This window comes from Rhodanobacter lindaniclasticus, assembly GCF_004799035.1.
Taxonomy (GTDB): domain Bacteria; phylum Pseudomonadota; class Gammaproteobacteria; order Xanthomonadales; family Rhodanobacteraceae; genus Rhodanobacter; species Rhodanobacter lindaniclasticus.
This window is the reverse complement of the sequence record NZ_MWIO01000014.1, coordinates 1-17,764: the sequence shown is the minus strand read 5'-3', so window position 1 is coordinate 17,764 and position 17,764 is coordinate 1. Positions and strand designations below refer to the sequence as shown.

17 protein-coding genes are annotated in these 17,764 nt (G+C 66.3%); 5 read left to right on the top strand and 12 right to left on the bottom strand.

Annotated features, from left to right (window positions below):
- Window positions 1-94: 94 nt before the first annotated feature.
- From B1991_RS04520 to B1991_RS04490, 7 genes are all read right to left on the bottom strand, one after another.
- The gene (locus B1991_RS04520; RefSeq protein WP_136257521.1) at window positions 95-652 is read right to left on the bottom strand and encodes a DUF6933 domain-containing protein; all 558 of its coding nucleotides are present in this window, start codon (window positions 650-652) and stop codon (window positions 95-97) included.
- Window positions 649-1,896 carry a restriction endonuclease subunit S gene (locus tag B1991_RS04515; RefSeq protein WP_136257520.1) on the bottom strand — a complete coding sequence of 416 codons (1,248 nt, stop codon included), beginning with the start codon at window positions 1,894-1,896 and terminating at the stop codon, window positions 649-651. Before B1991_RS04515 ends, B1991_RS04520 begins: the two co-directional genes overlap by 4 nt.
- On the bottom strand, window positions 1,883-3,538 hold the full coding sequence (locus B1991_RS04510) for an HsdM family class I SAM-dependent methyltransferase (RefSeq protein WP_246031053.1): 1,656 nt from the start codon (window positions 3,536-3,538) through the stop codon (window positions 1,883-1,885). The genes B1991_RS04515 and B1991_RS04510 overlap by 14 nt, the downstream gene beginning before the upstream one ends.
- 41 nt (window positions 3,539-3,579) lie before the next feature.
- The gene (locus B1991_RS04505) at window positions 3,580-3,879 is read right to left on the bottom strand and encodes a type II toxin-antitoxin system RelE/ParE family toxin (RefSeq protein ID WP_008213279.1); all 300 of its coding nucleotides are present in this window, start codon (window positions 3,877-3,879) and stop codon (window positions 3,580-3,582) included.
- Window positions 3,876-4,145: a YlcI/YnfO family protein gene (locus B1991_RS04500; RefSeq protein WP_136257518.1), complete on the bottom strand. Its 270-nt coding sequence runs from the start codon at window positions 4,143-4,145 to the stop codon at window positions 3,876-3,878. The genes B1991_RS04505 and B1991_RS04500 overlap by 4 nt, the downstream gene beginning before the upstream one ends.
- A gap of 73 nt (window positions 4,146-4,218) precedes the next feature.
- Window positions 4,219-7,314: a type I restriction endonuclease subunit R gene (locus tag B1991_RS04495; protein WP_246031052.1), complete on the bottom strand. Its 3,096-nt coding sequence runs from the start codon at window positions 7,312-7,314 to the stop codon at window positions 4,219-4,221.
- Between the two features lie 122 nt (window positions 7,315-7,436).
- Window positions 7,437-8,819 (bottom strand): L-serine ammonia-lyase, encoded by a 1,383-nt coding sequence (locus tag B1991_RS04490; protein WP_136257517.1) that lies wholly within the window; start codon window positions 8,817-8,819, stop codon window positions 7,437-7,439.
- A gap of 67 nt (window positions 8,820-8,886) precedes the next feature.
- Between B1991_RS04490 and B1991_RS04485 the strand changes: the two genes are divergently transcribed.
- Complete coding sequence (locus tag B1991_RS04485) at window positions 8,887-9,117, top strand: glutaredoxin family protein (RefSeq protein ID WP_136257516.1); 231 nt, start codon at window positions 8,887-8,889, stop codon at window positions 9,115-9,117.
- Window positions 9,118-9,260: 143 nt separating this feature from the next.
- Here the strand turns inward: B1991_RS04485 and B1991_RS04480 are convergent, their stop codons facing one another.
- From B1991_RS04480 to B1991_RS04460, 5 genes are all read right to left on the bottom strand, one after another.
- A complete protein-coding gene (locus tag B1991_RS04480; RefSeq protein ID WP_136257515.1) occupies window positions 9,261-10,622 on the bottom strand; it encodes a GTP-binding protein in 1,362 nt (453 codons plus the stop codon).
- 7 nt (window positions 10,623-10,629) lie between these two features.
- On the bottom strand, window positions 10,630-11,178 hold the full coding sequence (locus tag B1991_RS04475; protein ID WP_136257514.1) for a YceI family protein: 549 nt from the start codon (window positions 11,176-11,178) through the stop codon (window positions 10,630-10,632).
- Window positions 11,175-11,753: a cytochrome b gene (locus tag B1991_RS04470; protein ID WP_136257513.1), complete on the bottom strand. Its 579-nt coding sequence runs from the start codon at window positions 11,751-11,753 to the stop codon at window positions 11,175-11,177. The genes B1991_RS04475 and B1991_RS04470 overlap by 4 nt, the downstream gene beginning before the upstream one ends.
- Window positions 11,750-12,361, bottom strand: coding sequence for a YceI family protein (locus B1991_RS04465; RefSeq protein WP_136257512.1), 612 nt, complete (start codon window positions 12,359-12,361; stop codon window positions 11,750-11,752). Before B1991_RS04465 ends, B1991_RS04470 begins: the two co-directional genes overlap by 4 nt.
- Window positions 12,362-12,545: 184 nt before the next feature.
- Entirely contained in the window at window positions 12,546-13,547 is a 1,002-nt protein-coding gene (locus tag B1991_RS04460) for a polyprenyl synthetase family protein (RefSeq protein ID WP_136257511.1), read from the bottom strand.
- A gap of 132 nt (window positions 13,548-13,679) precedes the next feature.
- On the opposite strand from B1991_RS04460, the gene B1991_RS04455 reads away from it, so the two are divergent.
- The 4 genes from B1991_RS04455 to B1991_RS04440 all read left to right on the top strand — a co-directional run bounded on the left by B1991_RS04455 (window position 13,680) and on the right by B1991_RS04440 (window position 17,561).
- Window positions 13,680-14,882 (top strand): MFS transporter, encoded by a 1,203-nt coding sequence (locus B1991_RS04455; RefSeq protein WP_136257510.1) that lies wholly within the window; start codon window positions 13,680-13,682, stop codon window positions 14,880-14,882.
- 149 nt (window positions 14,883-15,031) lie between these two features.
- Window positions 15,032-16,021, top strand: coding sequence for a DedA family protein/thiosulfate sulfurtransferase GlpE (locus B1991_RS04450; RefSeq protein WP_136257509.1), 990 nt, complete (start codon window positions 15,032-15,034; stop codon window positions 16,019-16,021).
- A gap of 163 nt (window positions 16,022-16,184) precedes the next feature.
- Window positions 16,185-16,694 carry a single-stranded DNA-binding protein gene (ssb, locus tag B1991_RS04445; protein WP_136257508.1) on the top strand — a complete coding sequence of 170 codons (510 nt, stop codon included), beginning with the start codon at window positions 16,185-16,187 and terminating at the stop codon, window positions 16,692-16,694.
- Window positions 16,695-16,949: 255 nt separating this feature from the next.
- A complete protein-coding gene (locus B1991_RS04440) occupies window positions 16,950-17,561 on the top strand; it encodes a peroxiredoxin (protein WP_136257507.1) in 612 nt (203 codons plus the stop codon).
- The last annotated feature ends 203 nt before the right edge of the window (window positions 17,562-17,764 follow it).

The window sequence follows — 17,764 nt, the reverse complement described above, 5'->3', positions numbered from 1 at the left end:
GCCGTGAAGGGGCCGATGGTTGCAGAATTTGGCGGCGGATGTCACCTGTCGGAGTGCATGGAGCCGCTGCGGTTGGCTCTTCCTCGCGTGCCGATCACGACGTGCGGCCGAACGGAAGGACTTGCGCGGCCGGCAGCAGATGCTGGCGCAACAGGTCGAGCGGGCGGTGGTATTCCATGTTGTGGCGGGTGTTGCGGCCCAGCGCGGGGTGCTTGAACAAGCCATCCCATTCGCGCGCCGCCGCTTCCGGCAGCGAGCGTTCGCTGTGTTCCAGCGTCATCCACAGCTCGAACTTGCGCTGGTTGAGCGAGGCCAGCAGGCTGCGGTCGCGGGTGGCGGCGAAGGCGAAGCCGGCGTCGAAGCCGTGCAGCTCCGCATCCACGCCCGGCCCGCGCAGGCCGTGGTGCTCGGCGATCGCGGCGAATTGCAGCAGCGCGCGCTCGTGCAGCACGCGCAGGTTCGCCGCGTTGCCCGGCAGCACCAGCAGCGCGCCGGTGGCGGCGTTGAGCAGCACCACGAAAGGCTGCCGGCGCCAGAAGTCGATGTCCGCATACCACTCGCCCAGCGGGTTCGCCTCGGGCGCGGGTTCCGGTGGTTTGGTCGGTTGCTTCAGGCGCTTGAGCAGCTTGGCGGTACAGCGCAGCACGGTCATGCCACGCGCACCTGGCCGTTCATCAGCAGGGGGAGCAGCCAGTCGCGGAGTTGGGTGAGTTCTCGACTTTCCTTGTCTCTCAGCGCGTCTAACTGAAACCAGTTGTGTGCCATCTCTTCATAGGCCCGGCGCACCTCTGGCTTCGGAATCAGCACTCTCAAACCGAAAAGGTCGTTTTTGTTGATCGAACCAAATGTCGTTCCTTCGGAGCTCCTGCGGTCAAAGACCTGTTTCAGATCCATCAGCACGCGATACAGGTAACCGCCGGAACCGTCCTTACCGCGGAGCGCTGCCAAACCCCGCCCGATGCAGCAGGGTCGATCGGCAATATTCAGCGTGCCAACAGGTGCGCGAACGCTCATGAGGATGTCACCTTCTCGCGCCATGCGCCCGGGAGCGGTCGTGTACATGCGGACGTCGGGCGATCGCGCTCCGAAATCCGTACTTCCCTGGAAGAAGACCTCACCTCGCCCATCCTCATTGTAGGAGTCCCCCGCGGGTGACTGGCCCATGGTGATCTTGGCGATATCCGAGAGAACACCGGCCTCCCACCCTGCCGGAATCTCGCGCTTGAGGGTGTCGTTCCAGATCATCGCGCCGCCGCTGGACTTGTACGGGCGGCCGTGGACGTCGGGGAAGTCGAACTGCACGAACCAGTAGTCGTAGATCGTCTTCGCCAGCGCCTCCAGCTCCGCGTTGATGCGGTGATTGAGGTCGATTTTGGCGTCGAGGGCGGAGAGGACGGCGGCGATTCTGTCCTGCTCGTCCAGGCTCGGAATTTTGAAACTGAGATTGGTCAGGTACTCGATATTGATGTTGTCTTGGATACTGCCTGTAACGGAGTTTTGTATAGCTTTTCGGATGTAGGTGAACACGTAGTGCATGAACACTTCGCTTGTTTCATCCGGATCGGCAGAAAACCCGACCACGCTGTCAGGAAAGCACATTGGATAGCCCAAAAGCGCTGTTTCAGCGATGTTCGCAGCGATGGTGATGCACAACGTGCCTTCGGGCCACAGCTTGCTTTGCGCAAGCCCCACGTCGTTGTAAGCCGCAGAATGGCTCGTGATTTTAAATGTGGCTTGGGTGACATCGCCAGTCTGGATCAGCGGGTGAAATCCACCTGCGTACAACGCTGGATCATTACGAGGCCGATGTCTGGACTTTCCTCGGGCGAATGTCCCGAGTTCGGAGAGGGTCTTGTTGCTCCAGTCGCCGTTGAAGTTGGTGCTATTGAGCTTCATAGGTCAACTTCGACATATTTTCTTCGATGTCCTTCTCGAGTGCCTTGGACTGCTGAAAAAGCTCGCCCAGGCTTGCGTTAAATCCGGCTATCCGCTTGGAAAATTCAGATGGAGACAGGTCGGAGTACTCGATCTTCACCTCGAAATACTGCCCCGCGCTCAGCGAATAATTCTTCGCCGCGATCGCCGCGTGATCGACCACCACCGAGAAATCCTCCACGGCCTCGCGGGCGTTGAAGGTGGCCACGATGCGTTGTTCTTCGGCGTGGCTGAGCAGGGTCTTCTGGTTCTTTCCCTCCTTGACCTTCTCGCCCAGCGCGGAGGCGTCGATCAGCACCACGCCGTCGCGGTTCGTGGTGTCGAGTGCGGGCCTGTCCAGAAACAGGATCGACACGTTGGTACCGGTGGTGGCGAAGATGTTGCTGGGCATGGAGACCACGCCGGCAATCATCTTCTCGTCCACCAGCTTCTGGCGGATGCGCAGCTCGATGCCGCTGGCGGCGGTGATGAAGCCGGTCGGCACGACCACGGCGGCTTTGCCGCCGGGTTTGAGGCTGGCGATGATGTGCTGGATGAACAAGAGGTAGATCGCCATCTTGTCCTTCGCCTTGGCCGGCACCTTGGGGATGCCGGCGAAGAAGCGGCTGGTATTGGCGTCGGACTCCAGGTCGTCGCGGAAATCGCTGAAATCCATCTTGAACGGCGGATTGGAGACGATGTAGTCGAAGCGCCGCAGCGCTTTGCCCTCCTTGTGCACCGGATGCAGGATGGTGTTGCCCTGGGTGATGTGCGGGATGGAGTGCACCAGCTTGTTGAGCACCAGGTTCAGGCGCAGCAGGCTGGAGGATTTCTGCGAGATGTCCTGCGAGAAGATGCTGCAGTGGTCCTCGCCCAGCGCGTGCGCCAGCGCCATCAGCAAGGTGCCGGAGCCCGACGCCGGGTCGTAGCAGGTGACGTTTTTCACGGTGCCGCGCTCGGCTTGGGGCACCAGGATGTCGGCCATGATGGTGGCCACCGCGTGCGGGGTGTAGTACTCGGCGTACTTGCCGCCGTTGTCCTTGTTGTAGTCCTTGATCAGGTATTCGAACAGGGCGGCGTAGAAGTCGTACTTCTGCTCGAACAGGCGCTCGAAGCTCACCCCCACCAGCTTGTTGAACAGCGCGCGCACGAAGCCGTCGCGCTTGTCGGCGCTGCCGGTGACGTATTCGCTGAGGCGGTCGAACAGCGCCACCTTCTCGCCGTCATCGGTCTGCACCGCGAAGATGTCGTTGTTGGCCACGGCGATGGCGATCAGGGTGTCGTCCCACAGTTTGGCGAAGCCCGGTTCGCTCTGGCGGTTGAACAGGCTGGGGATCAGCTGGTCGGCGGTGAGGCGCGGGGTTTCCGCAGGCAGCATGTCTTGCAGGTCTTGCTGCGCCTCTTCGGGTAGTGCCTGCCAACCGACGATCCAGTCATCCACGCCGGCCAGCGCCGGGCAAGCGCGCTTCATTTCGTAGGCGAACTTGTCGCACAGCAGCTTGTACAGAAAGGTCTGCACGATGATCTTGTATTCGTTGCCGTCGTTGCCGAGGCCGGCGCTGGCGCACACGGCCTTGAGGCCGTCGATCAGGTCGCGAGTCTGTTGCTGGTAGCTGGGGTTCATGGCGGTCTGTGTGGGGGTGGGATGGGGTCGGTTGCCGCCCATCAGTGGTAGTCGTCTTCGCGCTGGTGGCGGACGGCGAGGATGGTGAGGGTGTGCTCGTCTTCGATGTCGAACAAGGCGACGTAGCCGGCGTGGCCGAAAGGGATGACCAGCTCGCGCAGGAAGGGGTTGGCGTCGTCCACCTTGCGGCAGGAAAATGGCATGTCCGCCAGAAACGCGTAGCCGCGCTCGATCGCCGCGCGTGCGCGCAAGGCCGCGGGGTAGTCCACGGGTGCGAGGAAATCCAGCAGGCGCTCGAGATCGTGCTGCGCGGCCTGACTGATCCGGACCCGGAAACTCACTGGGCGTCGGGCTTGTGCTTGGCGAGAATGGCGTCCAGGCCCGCGAGCGATTCATTGACCGTGAAGTACCCACCTGTGCGCTTGGCGTCTTCCCGCGCCGCCAGACCGCGGGCGATGAACTCGGCTTGCATGTGGCGGCGATTCACCTCGTCGCGCAGGGACTGTTCCATGAAACTGGACAAGGTCTCGCCCTCGCGCAGCACGGATTCGGCCGCCTGGCGCAGCTCGGGAGCGACACGCAGGGGCGGCAAGGTGGCGGTTTTCATGGCGGCATCCTCTTGCATAGCATTTGCGATGCAACCCTAGCACGGTCGACGCCGGGCTGCCAGAAACGGGGGTTCATCCCCGCTCGAACGGCAGGCGCCCCTGGGATTCGCCCAGGTATTCGCCCACCAGCAGCCGCTGGATCAGGCGGCGAGTTTCGGCGTCTGGCTCGGGCGGCTTGTCCAGGAAGTGACGCATCACGATGGGCATCACGCTGCGCTCGAAGAACGCCGGGTTGCCCAGCAGCTCGCGGTTGCCGAGCACGGCGCCGTCCATGTCGCGCTTGATGCCGACCAGCGCGGCGTGCAGGCGGGTCTGGTTGTCGCCCAGGCGGTGCGAGCCCAGCAGGCGCTTGTGCACGCGCATCAGCTTGGTGTCGCCGCCGTAGCGGGTGGCGAGGTTGGCGTTGGCCTGGTTGAGTGCGCGGGCGTGCTGTTCGATGTCGCGCAGCGCGGTGATGTTCGCCTGCATCTCCTGCTGGCTCACTTCGCTGAGTTTCTTGGCCTTGAACAGGCGCTCCAGTTCGTCCTTGAGGCTGATCCAGGCCGGGTCTTGCGGGTCCTGGGTAGAAGCCAGGGTTTCGCGGGTGCGGCGCAGGATGTCCTTCAGCTCGTCGGCCAGCTTCAGTTCGGCCTCGCCAACTTTCTCGAACTTGAAGATCACGTCTTCCAGCGCCTGGTTGAGCAGGCCGGAGGTGTCGTCGGCGTGTTCCAGCTGGTGCTTGAGGTTGAGTGCGGCCAGCGCGTTCTGGGCTTCGATGTGCAGTACGCGCAGCTTGCGGAAATCCAACTGGCCAGCCAGTTCCTTGTAGCCGCCGAGGCGGATCAGGTTGTACAGCTCGCGTGCCTGGGTGAGCGCCTTGACGATGGCAAGCAGTTGCTGGCGATCCTGGATCTGGCCGACCTGCTGCGAGAACAGCTCGGCGTCGTCCAGCGAAAAGGCGAACAGCGCCTCGCGGATGGCCTCGACGCTGGCGCGGATCTCCGCCTCGCTCATGAACAGCTGGCTGTAGTGCTCGATCTCGTCGCCCAGTTCGGCGGTGAGCTCGTCGTAGTAGTCGCGATTGGCCCTGTCGAACTCGGCCTGGATGTCCGCAAAATCCACCACGTAGCCGTAGCGGAACCTGCCGTAGCGGCGGTTGACCCGGGTGAGCGCCTGCAGCAGGTTGTGGTTCTTGATGACGCGGCCGAAGTAGAGCTTCTTGAGCCGCGGCGCGTCGAAGCCGGTGAGCAGCATGTTGTAGACGAACAGCAGGTCGATCCGGCCCTTCTTGTAGGCCTTGACCTGGTCCTCGCGCGACTGCTTGTCGCCCTCGTCGTGCAGGATCAGCGCGGCGCTGAGCGGCTGCCTGGCGTAATGGGCGGCATCCTCGGCCACGCGATCCTGCCGGTAGGTGGCGTCGTTGGCCGGCTCGGCCACGATGGGCCGCGCCTCCTGTTGCATGAGCTGCTGGAACTGGCGGTGCAGCTCGCGTGCCTGCTCGGCGCTGTCGCAGATCACCATGCCGCCGATGCTGTCGTCGCCGAAGGTAATACGGGACTGCACGAAATCGCGCAGGATGTAGTCGAGCATGGCGCCGACGAAGTGCTTGTGGGCGTACAGCGCCTTGCGCTCGATGCCGCCCTGTTGCACTTCGATCGCTGCCAGTGCCTGCTGCAGCTGCATCCTGTAGCGGGTGGCGATTTCCTCGCGGATCAGGCGCAGGGTGTAGCCATCGGCGATCGAAGCGTTGTAGTAGTACTTGTGGATGTAGTCGCCGAACAGCGCCTTGGACTGCAACTGCTCGCCGATCAGCGGCGTGCCGGTGAGGCCGATCTTGATCGCGCTGCGATCGGACTGTTCCAGGTTGGCGAGGAAGCTGCCTTTCGGGTTGTAGCTTCGGTGCACCTCGTCGAGGAAATACACGCGCTGCACGGCAAGGTTGTAATCCTGCGCGGCGGCGACATCCGGGTCGTCCTTGAACTTCTGGATGTTGACCACGGTGATCTCGGCCGCGCCCCGGTCGTTGCGGGCGGCTCCGCCCTGTTTGATGTCGCGGGCGAACGCGTCGCGACTGTCGATCACGTGCACGGTGAGGCCGCGCAGGCGGAATTCGTCGCGCGCCTGCTTGAGCAGGTCCAGCCGGTCGACGATGAAATAGAAGCGCGGCACCTGCCCGGTCTGCCGGAACCAGTCGGTGAGGAAGCGCACGTTGTAGTAGGCCAGCGCAGTCTTGCCGCTGCCCTGGGTGTGCCAGATGATGCCCTTGCGCACGCCCGCCGCCAGGCGCTCGGCGATGGCCAGCGTGGCGAACAGCTGCGGGTAGCGCATCACGTGCTTCTGGATGCCCTCTTCCTCGTCCAGCCAGGCGAACGCGTATTGCAGGATGAAGGCGAGCCGCTGGCGACTGAACAGCGAGGTGAGCAGACGGTGGGTCGGCGTGTCGGCGGCCTTGTTGCGCTCGAACTCCGGCGTGCCCTTGATGCTGACCAGGTTGGTGTCGGTGAGGATGGCGTTTTCGGTGGCTTCGGACAGCGGCGCGATGAGGCCGGCAAGCTCGGCCTGACGCTCTTCGCGGAAGTAATTGAAGTGCGCTTCGCCGTAGGTGGACGCGGCGTAGAACGCGCCCTGCACGGGGTCGATGGCCGCTTCGTCGTACTCCATGTTGTTGGAGAACACCTGCAGCTGGATCAGGTTGAAGAAGTGGCGGAACTTGCGGTTGGCGTGGCGGCGATCCATGCGCCTGCGCTCTTCGAGCACGCCGCCGCGATTCATGCGCTTCTTCACCTCGATGATCGCCAGCGGCAGGCCGTTGACCAGCAGGGTGATGTCAGGGCGGAAGTTGTCCTCGCCGTTTTCGAACGGCAGTTCGGTGACGGCATGCCAGCTGTTGTTGTCGAGATCGTCGAAGTCGATCAGGCGTACGCCCGAGCGTGCGGTGAGGCGCTTGTGGAAGGCCTTGCCGAGGTCTTCGTTCTGCAGGTCCAGCCGGATTTCATCGAGCAGGCTGGACAGGTCCTGGCGGTGCAGGTCGGGGTTGATGCGCAGCAGGGCTGCTTCGAGAATCTCCGGAAAAATATTGCTGCGCTCATCGCGACGTGCCTGCTTCAGCGACAGGTAGTCGTAGCCCAGCCGCGACAGATGCAGCAGTGCCGGGATCTTGACTCGCGAATCTTCGTTGAACGTGATCAAAAACGCTCCCTGCCCTGGGCCGGATCGTCGCAAAGATCGGCGGAGATGTCGTCGCGGCGTGCGCCTCCCTGACGCATTTATGCATCAGGTGCTTTCATCAGTGCAAATTCCGCCACCCGTGCTCAGCACTCGATGACGTTCACCGCCAAACCGCCGCGCGAGGTTTCCTTGTACTTGTCCTTCATGTCGCGGCCGGTGTCGCGCATGGTCTTGATGACCTTGTCCAGCGACACGCGGTGCTTGCCGTCGCTCTTCAGCGCCATGCGGCTGGCGTTGATGGCCTTGACCGAGCCCATCGCGTTGCGTTCGATGCAGGGGATCTGCACCAGGCCGCCGATGGGGTCGCAGGTGAGGCCGAGGTTGTGTTCCATGCCGATCTCGGCGGCGTTCTCCACCTGCATCACGTTGCCGCCCAGCGCGGCGGTGAGGCCGCCTGCGGCCATCGAGCAGGCCACGCCGACTTCGCCCTGGCAGCCGACTTCGGCGCCGGAGATCGAGGCGTTTTCCTTGTACAGGATGCCGATGGCGGCGGCGGTGAGCAGGTACTCGATGATGCCTTCGTCGTCGGCCTTGGGACAGAAGCGCAGGTAGTAGTGGCCGACGGCGGGGATGATGCCGGCCGCGCCGTTGGTGGGTGCGGTGACCACGCGGCCGCCAGCGGCGTTTTCCTCGTTCACGGCCAGCGCGTAGAGGTTGACCCAGTCGAGGATGGTCAGCGGATCCTTGAGTGCGGCCTCGGGCTGGTTGCGCAGGTCGTCCAGCATTGCGGGGGCGCGACGCGTCACTTTCAGTCCGCCGGGCAGGGTGCCGGGTGAACGCAGGCCGCGTTCGACGCAGTCCTTCATCGCCTGCCAGATGGTGAGCAGGCCGGCGCGGGTTTCCGCCTCGGGACGCCACACGCTTTCGTTGGCCATCATCAACTGCGCGATGGTCAGGTGGTGCTGCTTGCACAGCGCCAGCATCTCGTCGCCCGTGCCGAACGGGTAGGGCTGGGCAGTGGTGTCGGCGACGATGCGGTCTTCGGCCGCCTCGTCGGTGTTGACCACGAAGCCGCCGCCGACCGAGTAGTAGTCGCGCGTGGCCAGTTCGTTGCCGTCGGCGTCATAGGCGGAAAAGCGCATGCCGTTGGTGTGGAATGGCAGCTTCTGGCGCTTGTTGAAGACCAGGTCGGCCTTCTCGTCGAACGCGATCTCGCGCTTGCCGAGCAGGCGGATGCGGCCCGTGCCGCGGATGCGTCCGAGCGTGGCGGGGATCTGGTCGGGATCGACCGTGTCCGGATGTTGGCCCTCGAAACCCAACAGCACGGCCTTGTCGGTGCCGTGGCCGCGGCCGGTCATGGCCAGCGAGCCGTACAGCTCGGCGCGCACGCGGGCGACGCGGTCCAGCACGCCCTTCTCCTCCAGCCAGCGCTCGGCGAAGCGCGCGGTGGCGCGCATCGGCCCCACGGTGTGCGAGGAGGACGGCCCGATGCCGATCTTGAACAGGTCGAATACGCTGACGGCCATGGATTGTGCGACTGCGCTGGGGGTTGACCGGCTATTCTACGCGGCGCCCCGAGCCATTCGCAGCAGCATGTCCGACCTCATCCTCTACCAGCGCGATTACTGCCACCTGTGCGACAAGGCCCTCGCCATCATGGCCGAGGCGCGCGCGCCGGATTTCGACAGCGAGTGGGTCGACGATTCACCCGAGCTGGAACAGCGCTACGGCACCCGCGTGCCGGTGCTGCGCGATGCGCGCGACGGGCGCGAGCTGGATTGGCCGTTCGACGCTGCGGCGGTGCGCGCGTTCCTCGCGAAGTGAGCTCCCTCCCCTGCGCAGCAGGGGAGGGTTGTGACCGTAGGGAATCCCTTTTGGGAGGGCGGGGTTCGCTCTTGATCTTGGCTCAAAGTCAAAAGCTCACCCCCTCCTGACCTCCCCCTGCAAGCAGGGGGAGGGACACGGGACTAGACGCGGCGCGATTTCAGCCGCTTGAGGATTTCCTCGCGTGCCTCGCGCAGGATCGAATCGCGGTCCAGGCTGGCGACGACGTCGGCGACGGCGCGCTTGGCGCCGGCTTCGCCCCAGGACTTGCCGCCGACCAGGTAGCGTTCGGCAGCGCGGCCGATCAGCACGGTGGCGTACCAGCCCAGCGCGCCTTGCGCCGCGGCGGTGACCACAACCGACAGGCCGGCGCTGACGCCTTTCAGTGCCGAGGCGACCAGCTGCATGCCCCAGATCGCGCCCATCAGCGCAGCCAGCTGCGCCGAGATCACCGCTACCAGCCGACCGGATTCGGCGCGGGTCAGCGGCAGGCCGTAGACGCGCGACAGCTGCACCACCATCGCCGCGTCCAGCCCGGCGGCGGCGAGCAGGTCGGCCACCGGAATCGGGTTGAGCGCCACGGCGACGCCCTTGGCGATGCAGTAGTTGTGGATCAGTTTCGCCGCCACGGCCCTGCGGTTTTGCGCGATGCGCGCGCTGACCTGGTCGGTGAGGCGGCCGGCGTAGAGGCCGGCGTTGATCGCCGACAGCGCCTTGCCTTCGCGCGCGGCGATCGCCAGCAGGCGTTCGCGCAGCGCCGCGACATCGGCCGCGCGCGGCTGTTCGTGGACGTGCTCCTGGCCGCGCGCGTCGACTTCCACCACGCGCTGCGGGGTCGGGTGCGCGGCGACGGCCAGCACGTCCTCGGTGCGGACGAGGCCGGCGGTGCGCTGGCGCAGGTGGTCGAGCAGGCCGTCGCGTTCGTCGGCGCCGTAGCGATCGGCCTTGTTCAGCGCCAGCAGCAGCGGACGCTGGGTGGCGGCCAGCGTCTTCAGCGCGTCGAGTTCCTCGCGGGTGAGGTCGCCGTCGCAGACGAAGATCACCAGGTCGCTGACCTCGGCGACGTCGAACGCCAGCTTCTCGCGCGCCTCGCCGTCGAGCTCGTTGATGCCGGGCGTGTCGATCAGCACCAGGCCGTCGTGCTGCGCCTCGTCGAGCACGGCGTGTTCGGCGTCCGTGGTGGTGCCGTGCAGGACGCCGACGCGGAACGCCTCGCGCCCGAGCAGGGCGTTGCCCAGCGCCGACTTGCCGGCGGAGACGCGACCGAACACCGCCACGTGCAGCTCGCCGCGTTCGAGCCGGGCCAGCATGCTTTCGATGCGGCGGAATTCGCCGGCCAGCTCGCTGCGCACCGAAGGCGGGATCGCCGGGTCGTCGAGCAGGCTGCGCAGGCTGTCGGCGACGCGGCTGGAACCGTCATCGACGCGCGCGGTGGGTGCGGTCCCGCGCGCCGGTTCGTGCCGGAGCCGGCTGCGCAGGCGCCGCCACCAGGACGCGTCGCTCATCGAGGGTCTACTTCGCGGCCAACTGCAGGTGCGCGGTGATCTTCACCTCGGCACCGATCACCGAGGTGTCGGCGTACTCGCCCGAGCCCACGCCGAAATCAAGCCGCTGCACCGTGCCGCTCACGTCCAGCGTGGCGCCGCTCCCTTGCGGGGCGAAGTTCACCTGCAGGCTCACCGGCTTGCTCACGCCGCGCAGGGTGAGCGTGCCGTCGGCGACTACCTGGTTGCCGCTCTTGCGGAAGCCGGTGGTGACGAAATGGGCATCGGGATACTTCGCCACGTCGAAAAACGCCTCGCCGGGCAGCGCCGAATCGCGGTCGCTGTCGCCGGTCTGCACGCTGGCCGTGTGCACGGTCACGTCGAATTTCGATGCGGCCAGGTTGGCCGGGTCGTAGCTGATCGCGGCGCTCCACTGGCCGAAATGGCCCTGGAATGTTTCGCCCTGGAAGGTGCTGCTGAAGCCGAGCGTGCTCGACGCCGGCTGCACGGTGTAGTCCGCCGCGGCGGCCAGGCCGGGCAGGGCGAGGGCAAGCAGAAGAGTGGCGAGGCGTTTCATCGGCGGTCTCCTTCGGGCGGGTTCGCGCGCAGTCGGCCGAACGGAAGCATCCGGCGCAGCACGTTGTCCTGGTCGAACACATGATGCTTCAGCGCGCCGCCGACGTGGGCCAGCAGCAGCAGGACGAGAAACCAGAACAGGTACTCGTGCACGCCGTGCGCGAAGTGGCGCAGCGCGTCGTTCTTCTCCGCCAGCGCTGGCAGGTTGAACTGCTTGAACCATTGCAGCGGCTTGCCGGTAACCGAGTTGAACCACCAGCCGCTGAGCGGGATTGCCAGGATCACCACGTACAGCACGGCATGCATCGCGTGCGCCGCCAGCGCCTGCCAGCGTGGCATCGGTGCGTCCGGCGGGCGGCGATCGAACGCGCGCCACACGATGCGCAACAGCACCAGCGCCAGCACGGTGAGTCCGATCGACTTGTGCAGCGCCAGCCAGTTGAGCTTGCGCATCGGCGAGCCGGCCAGGTCCATCATCAGGCCGAAGATGCCGTTGCCGATGATCGCCAGCGCGATGATCCAGTGGAAGAACTTGCTGACCGCGCCCCATTGGCGATCGTTGTTGCGCAGGCTCATGGCTGATCCTTTGTCGACGGTTGCTCGCGGGTGGCTTCCAGCTCCAGCCAGACGCTTGCGTGGGCGCCGATGGAGTTGGGGTTGGCGCTGATGCCGAAGTCGTTGCGATCCAGGCTGGCCGTGGCCGAGAAACCGGCTACCTCATGCAGTTCGTAGATGGTCCGGGCGGCGCGGTTGAAAGTGAAGGCCAGGTCCAGCGGGCGGGTGACACCGCGCAGGGTCAGCTCGCCGTGCAGCACGCCGTGGTGCTCGTCCTTGCCCGTCACGCCGGTGCTGCGGAAGTGCGCGTAGCGATGCGTCGCGCAGTCGAGCAGCGCCGGCTTGCATACGGCCTTGTTCCAGTCGGCGTCGCCCATGTCCAGGCTGGCCAGGTCGATGTCCAGTTCGGTCGCCGCCGTGCTCCAGTCATCGGGGTCGAAGCGCAACCAGCCACGCGCGATGTGCAGCCGCCCGAACGGCCGCGAGTAGCCGTTGTGGCTGATGCTGAAGACGATCTGGCTGTGCACGGTGTCGTAGCGCCAGGTGTTCTCGGCCGCATGCGCCGCTGCCAGCGGCAACAGCATTGCCGCGAGGCTCCACAGCCAGCGGGTTGGACGCAGACGGAACATGCACCGAAGTCTGGCCGATCGACGGCCCGACTGCCAGCGCCGGGGGCTGAACGGTGGGTTTCCGTGGTTGATTCAATGAGGGAGCGGTTGATCTCGACCTCTGCTCCCTTTTGAGCTTGGGCTTTTGCTCGCCCGCTCCTGCACATACGCGCGGACGGCCACGTCCGCGCCAAGGGCAAAACGTTCAGAACGTGCGCTGCACCGAGTAATCGGCCAGCGTGGCCAGTGCGTCGCGATGCGCCGAAGGCGGCAGGGTGGCGAGGGCCTCGCGCGCAGCACGGGCGTGGCGCAGGGCGCGGTCGCGGGTGCGTTCCAGGGCGCCGGAGTCGCGGATCGAGGCGATGATGCGTTCCAGCGAGTCGAGTCCGCCGTGTTCGATCGCGTGGCGCAGCGACTGCGCCTGTTCCGGGCTCGCCTTTTCCAGCGCATAGATCAGCGGCAAAGTCGGCTTGCCCTCGGCGAGGTCGTCGCCGATGTTCTTGCCCAGGGTGCCGGCGTCGCTGGTGTAGTCGAGCAGGTCGTCGGCGATCTGGAACGCGTAGCCCAGCTCCATGCCGTAGTGGCGCAGCGCGGCCACCTGGTCCTCGGGCAGGCCGCCGAGGATGCCGCCCAGTTCGGTGGCGGCAGCGAACAGCACGGCGGTCTTGCGTTCGATCACGGCGAGATAGGCCGCCTCGCTGACGTCGGCGTTGCCGATGTTGAGCAGCTGCAGCACTTCGCCTTCGGCGATGGTGTTGGTGGTGTCGGCAAGGATGCGCATGATGCGCATGTCGTCCAGTTCCACCATCAGCTGGAACGAGCGCGAGTAGAGGAAGTCGCCGACCAGCACGCTGGCGGCGTTGCCCCACAGCGCGTTGGCGGTCTTGCGGCCGCGGCGCAGGTCGGACTCGTCGACCACGTCGTCGTGCAGCAAGGTGGAGGTGTGGATGAACTCGATGATTGCGGCGAGCTTGATGTGGTGCTCGCCGCGGTAGCCGGCGGCACCGGCGGCCAGCACGTGCAGCATCGGGCGCAGCCGCTTGCCGCCGGAGGCGATGATGTGGTCGGCGATCTGGTTGATCAGCACCACGTCGGAGGACAGCCGGCGGCGGATCAGTGCGTCGACGCGCTGCATGTCGGCGGCGGCGAGGTCGCGCACCTGGGCGAAGTCGGCGGGGCGGGTGGCGTCGGCAGGCATCGAATTCATGGGTGCATCGCAGCGGCGTAAGGCGCGATTATAGGGTCTGCAGGAACTTGCGCCGCGACATGTCGCCGCAAACGGCGGCGCGGGACTCGCCCCTATAATGCGGGCCATGCCCGTCCCGACACCTCTTTCCCGGTGAGCAAACTCTCCAGCCTCGAACGACGCAGTGCGTTGACGCTGGCCTGCGTGATCAGCCTGCGCCTGTTCGGGCTGTTCCTGATCATGCCGGTGTTTTCGCTGTACGCGAAAGCGATGCCCGACGCGACCGGCCTGATGATCGGGCTGGCGCTGGGCGTGTACGGCATCGGCCAGGTGCTGCTGCAGATTCCGCTGGGGCTGCTGTCGGACCGGATCGGGCGCAAGCCGGCGATCACCATCGGCTTGATCCTGTTCGCCATCGGCGGACTGATCGCGGCCATGTCGCATACGCTGGCCGGCATCGTGGTCGGCCGCGCGGTGCAGGGCATGGGCGCGGTGGCCGGTGCCGGCATCGCGCTGGCGGCGGATCTCACCGCCGAGGAAAACCGCGGCAAGGCGATGGGCATCATCGGCGTGTCGATCGGGCTGGCGTTCCTGCTGGCGCTGATCCTGGGGCCGCCGCTGGAGGCGGTCGCCGGCTTGCCCGGGCTGTTCGGCGCCACCTCGATCCTGGCGCTGGTTTCGCTGGCGCTGTTGTGGCTGATCGTGCCCACGCCGGCGCGCGCCCAGGCGCCGGCGGCGGCGGGTTTCGGGGCCGTGCTGGCCATGCTGCGCGACGGCCGCATGCTGGTGTTGAACGGTTCGGTGTTCTTCCTGCACGCGCTGCTCACCGCCAGCTTCGTCGGCCTGCCGCTGCTGCTGGCGAACACCTTGCACCTGCCGGTGAACCGGCACTGGGAGCTGTACCTGCCGGTGATGACGGTCGCCGCGTTCGTGATGGGCGCGAGCCTGCACCACATGCGCGAGGTGGCGCAGAGCCTGCGCATCGTGACGGTCTGCGTGGTGGCGATCGGGCTGGCGCTGCTCGGCTTTGCGCTGTCCGGCAGCCACCTGGCCGCGTTCGGCGTGGCCGCGGCGGTGTTCTTCTCCGCCTTCAACCTGCTGGAGGCCGCGCTGCCCAGCCTGGTCTCGCGGCTGGCGCCGGGGCATCTGCGCGGCGCGGCGATGGGCGCGTATTCGACCAGCCAGTTCATCGGCGCCTTCGTCGGCGGCGCGCTCGGCGGCATTGCGCTGGGGCGGCTCGGCCCGGATGGCGTGTTTGCGTGTGCCGCCGCGTTCACCCTGTTGTGGTTGCCGCTGGTGATCGTCGGCTCGCGCCGGATCGGTCGCCAGGCCGCCGGCGAAGCCCAGCCGGCATAGGGCGGGCACTGCCCGCCGTTTGTCGGGACCGCGAAGGGCCGGCGGGCCGTGCCCGCGGTGCGCGATGGGCTCTCGCCGGGGTTTGCATTGGCCGATCGGCGGACCAATGATGGAGTCTCGGCGGCTTCGCTGCATCGAGTACTGCTCCGATGGCTCACGAAATCATCGCGCTGATGGCGCAGTACGGCGTGCTGCTGGTGTTCCTCAACGTGCTGGTGACCCAATTGGGCGCGCCGCTGCCGGCCGTGCCCACGCTGGTGGTGGCAGGGTCACTGGCAGCGGCCGGCGGCCCGCCGGTGCTGGCCGGCACGATGGCCGCGGTGGTGGCCGGCTGCCTGCTCGGCGACTCGTTCTGGTACGTGGCCGGCCGGCGCTACGGCGCCGGGGTGATGCGCCTGTTGTGCCGCATCTCGCTGTCGCCCGACTCCTGCGTGCAACGCTCGGAATTGCGTTTCCAGCGCTGGCGCGGGCAGGTGCTGCTGATCGCCAAGTTCGTGCCGGGACTGTCCACCGTGGGCTCCTCGCTGGTGGGGGCGATGGGACTGCGCTGGCCGGTATTCGTTCTGTTCGACGGGATGGGTTCGCTGCTGTGGGCCGCGCTGTGGACCGGGCTGGGCTACACCTTCGCCAGGAGCGTCGACCGCGTGCTGTCCACCATCGCCAGCGCCGGCACGATGGCGATCCAGCTGCTGCTGGGGTTGCTCGCCTTGTACGTGCTGGCGCGCTGGTGGCAACGCCGCCGCCTGCTGCGCACGCTGCGGATGGCGCGCATCACGGTCGACGAACTGCATCAGGCGATGCGCGCCGAGCGCGCCCCCGTGGTGGTCGACGTGCGGCCGGAAGCCACGCGCCAGCTCGATACGCGCGTCGTGCCCGGCGCGCTGCTGATCGATGCGCAGGGCATCGACCGCACCGTTCACGACATCCCGTTCGACCGCGAGCTGGTGCTCTACTGCAACTGCCCGAACGAGGTATCCGCCGCCCGCGCGGCCAAGGTGCTGATGGCGCAGGGCTATCGCCGGGTGCGCCCGCTGCTGGGCGGGCTGGAGGCATGGGACGCGGCTGGCTACGGCACCGAACGCCTGCCGTCCGCCGGTGACCAGGACGACCCCCAAACGGCGGGCACCACGCTGGCCTGAGGCGTCACCCGGGACGCACGGGCGCCGGGGCCGGCGCCCACGCCCGCGTCGGTTGCCGGCCGCTCGACGGGGGCCCGCTGGCGGTTATGATAGCCAGCCAGTTTCACCACTCCGGCCGCAACCCGACGAAGAATTTGCGGCCGGCTCAACCGAGGACACATCCATGGCACGTGGCGTCAACAAAGTCATCCTGATCGGCAACCTGGGCTCGGACCCCGAGGTGCGCAGCACCGGCAGCGGCACCACCGTGTGCAGCTTCAGCCTGGCCACCTCCGAGTCGTGGACCGACAAGCAGAGCGGCGAAAAGCAGGAACGCACCGAGTGGCACCGGATCAAGATCTTCGGCCGCCTCGGCGAGATCGCCGGCGAGTACCTGAAGAAGGGTCGCCAGGTCTACATCGAGGGTTCCATCCGCACCGACAAGTTCACCGGCAAGGATGGCGTGGAAAAGTACTTCACCGACATCATCGCCAACGAGATGCAGATGCTCGGCAGCAACGAGGGCGGCGGTGGCGGCGGCGGTTACCAGCGCGAGCGCCCGCAGAGCGGCCAGCGCCAGGGTGGCGGCAACTACGGCGGTTCCTCGCGCGGCAACGACGACCGCGGCTCCTCGCGTCCGTCCTCGCCGGCCCCGGCCGACAACGGCTTCACCGACGACGAGATTCCGTTCTAGCGAACACCCGGCGAACGGTGATCGCGTTCCCCGACAGCCCGCCATCCGGCGGGCTGTTTTCTTTTGGGGTGCGGTTCCGCGCGCGGCGGCGTTGCCGGGATTGCGGGTGAGGCATGACCGGGCCAGAGGTAACCCCCCTTGTGGCGCAGGCGAAGTAAGCTGTGGCTTCACCGGTTTCACGTTCTTCGTCCAACGGGCACGATCGGTCCGGATGGTTCCGGGCCGGAACAATGCTCCCTCACGAGAGTCACGGCAATGAAAATGCATTTCGCGGGATCCATGGCATTGGGCGCGCTGTTCGCGCTGGCTTCGGCGACGGCGACCGCCGCCGCGCTCACCCCCGGCACCACCGCGCCGACCTTCACCGCCCAGGCCAGCCAGGCCGGCAAGCAGTTCACCTTCTCGCTGGCCGACGCGCTGAAGAAAGGGCCAGTGGTGGTGTATTTCTATCCCTCGGCCTATACCAGCGGCTGCGACCTCGAAGCCCACACGTTTGCGGTCAACCGGGACAAGTTCGATGCCGCCGGTGCGACCATCATCGGCGTGTCCGCCGACAGCATCGATCGGCTCGACGTGTTCTCGGCGGACCCGGACTACTGCGCCGGCAAGTTCCCGGTCGCGTCGGATGCCGAGGTCAAGGTTGCGCTTTCCTACGGCCTGGAGGCGATGAAGGCACGTCCGGGCATGAAGGACGTGCGCGGCGTGGCGATCGACCACGCGTTCATCCCGCGCACGACCTTCGTCATCGCCGGCGACGGCAAGATCGTCGCCACGCTTTCCTCGGAGACCGATCATCTGCGTCCCGACGAACACGTGAAACAGGCACTGGCCATCGTGCAGAAGCTGCACGCCGGCAAGGCGCCGTGATCAGCGCGGCATCACGCCGGGTCTGACCCGGCAAATAAGGGGACGGAGGCAATTAATGCTTGGCCGACTCAAACTCCACGTGCAACACCATGCCGCATCTGACATAGGCTGTTGCGATGAGAACGTACAACGAATTGACCCTGAACGAGCGAGTGGAGATCCAGCCTGTCTCTTATAACCATCTGACGCTGTCGAGTATACAA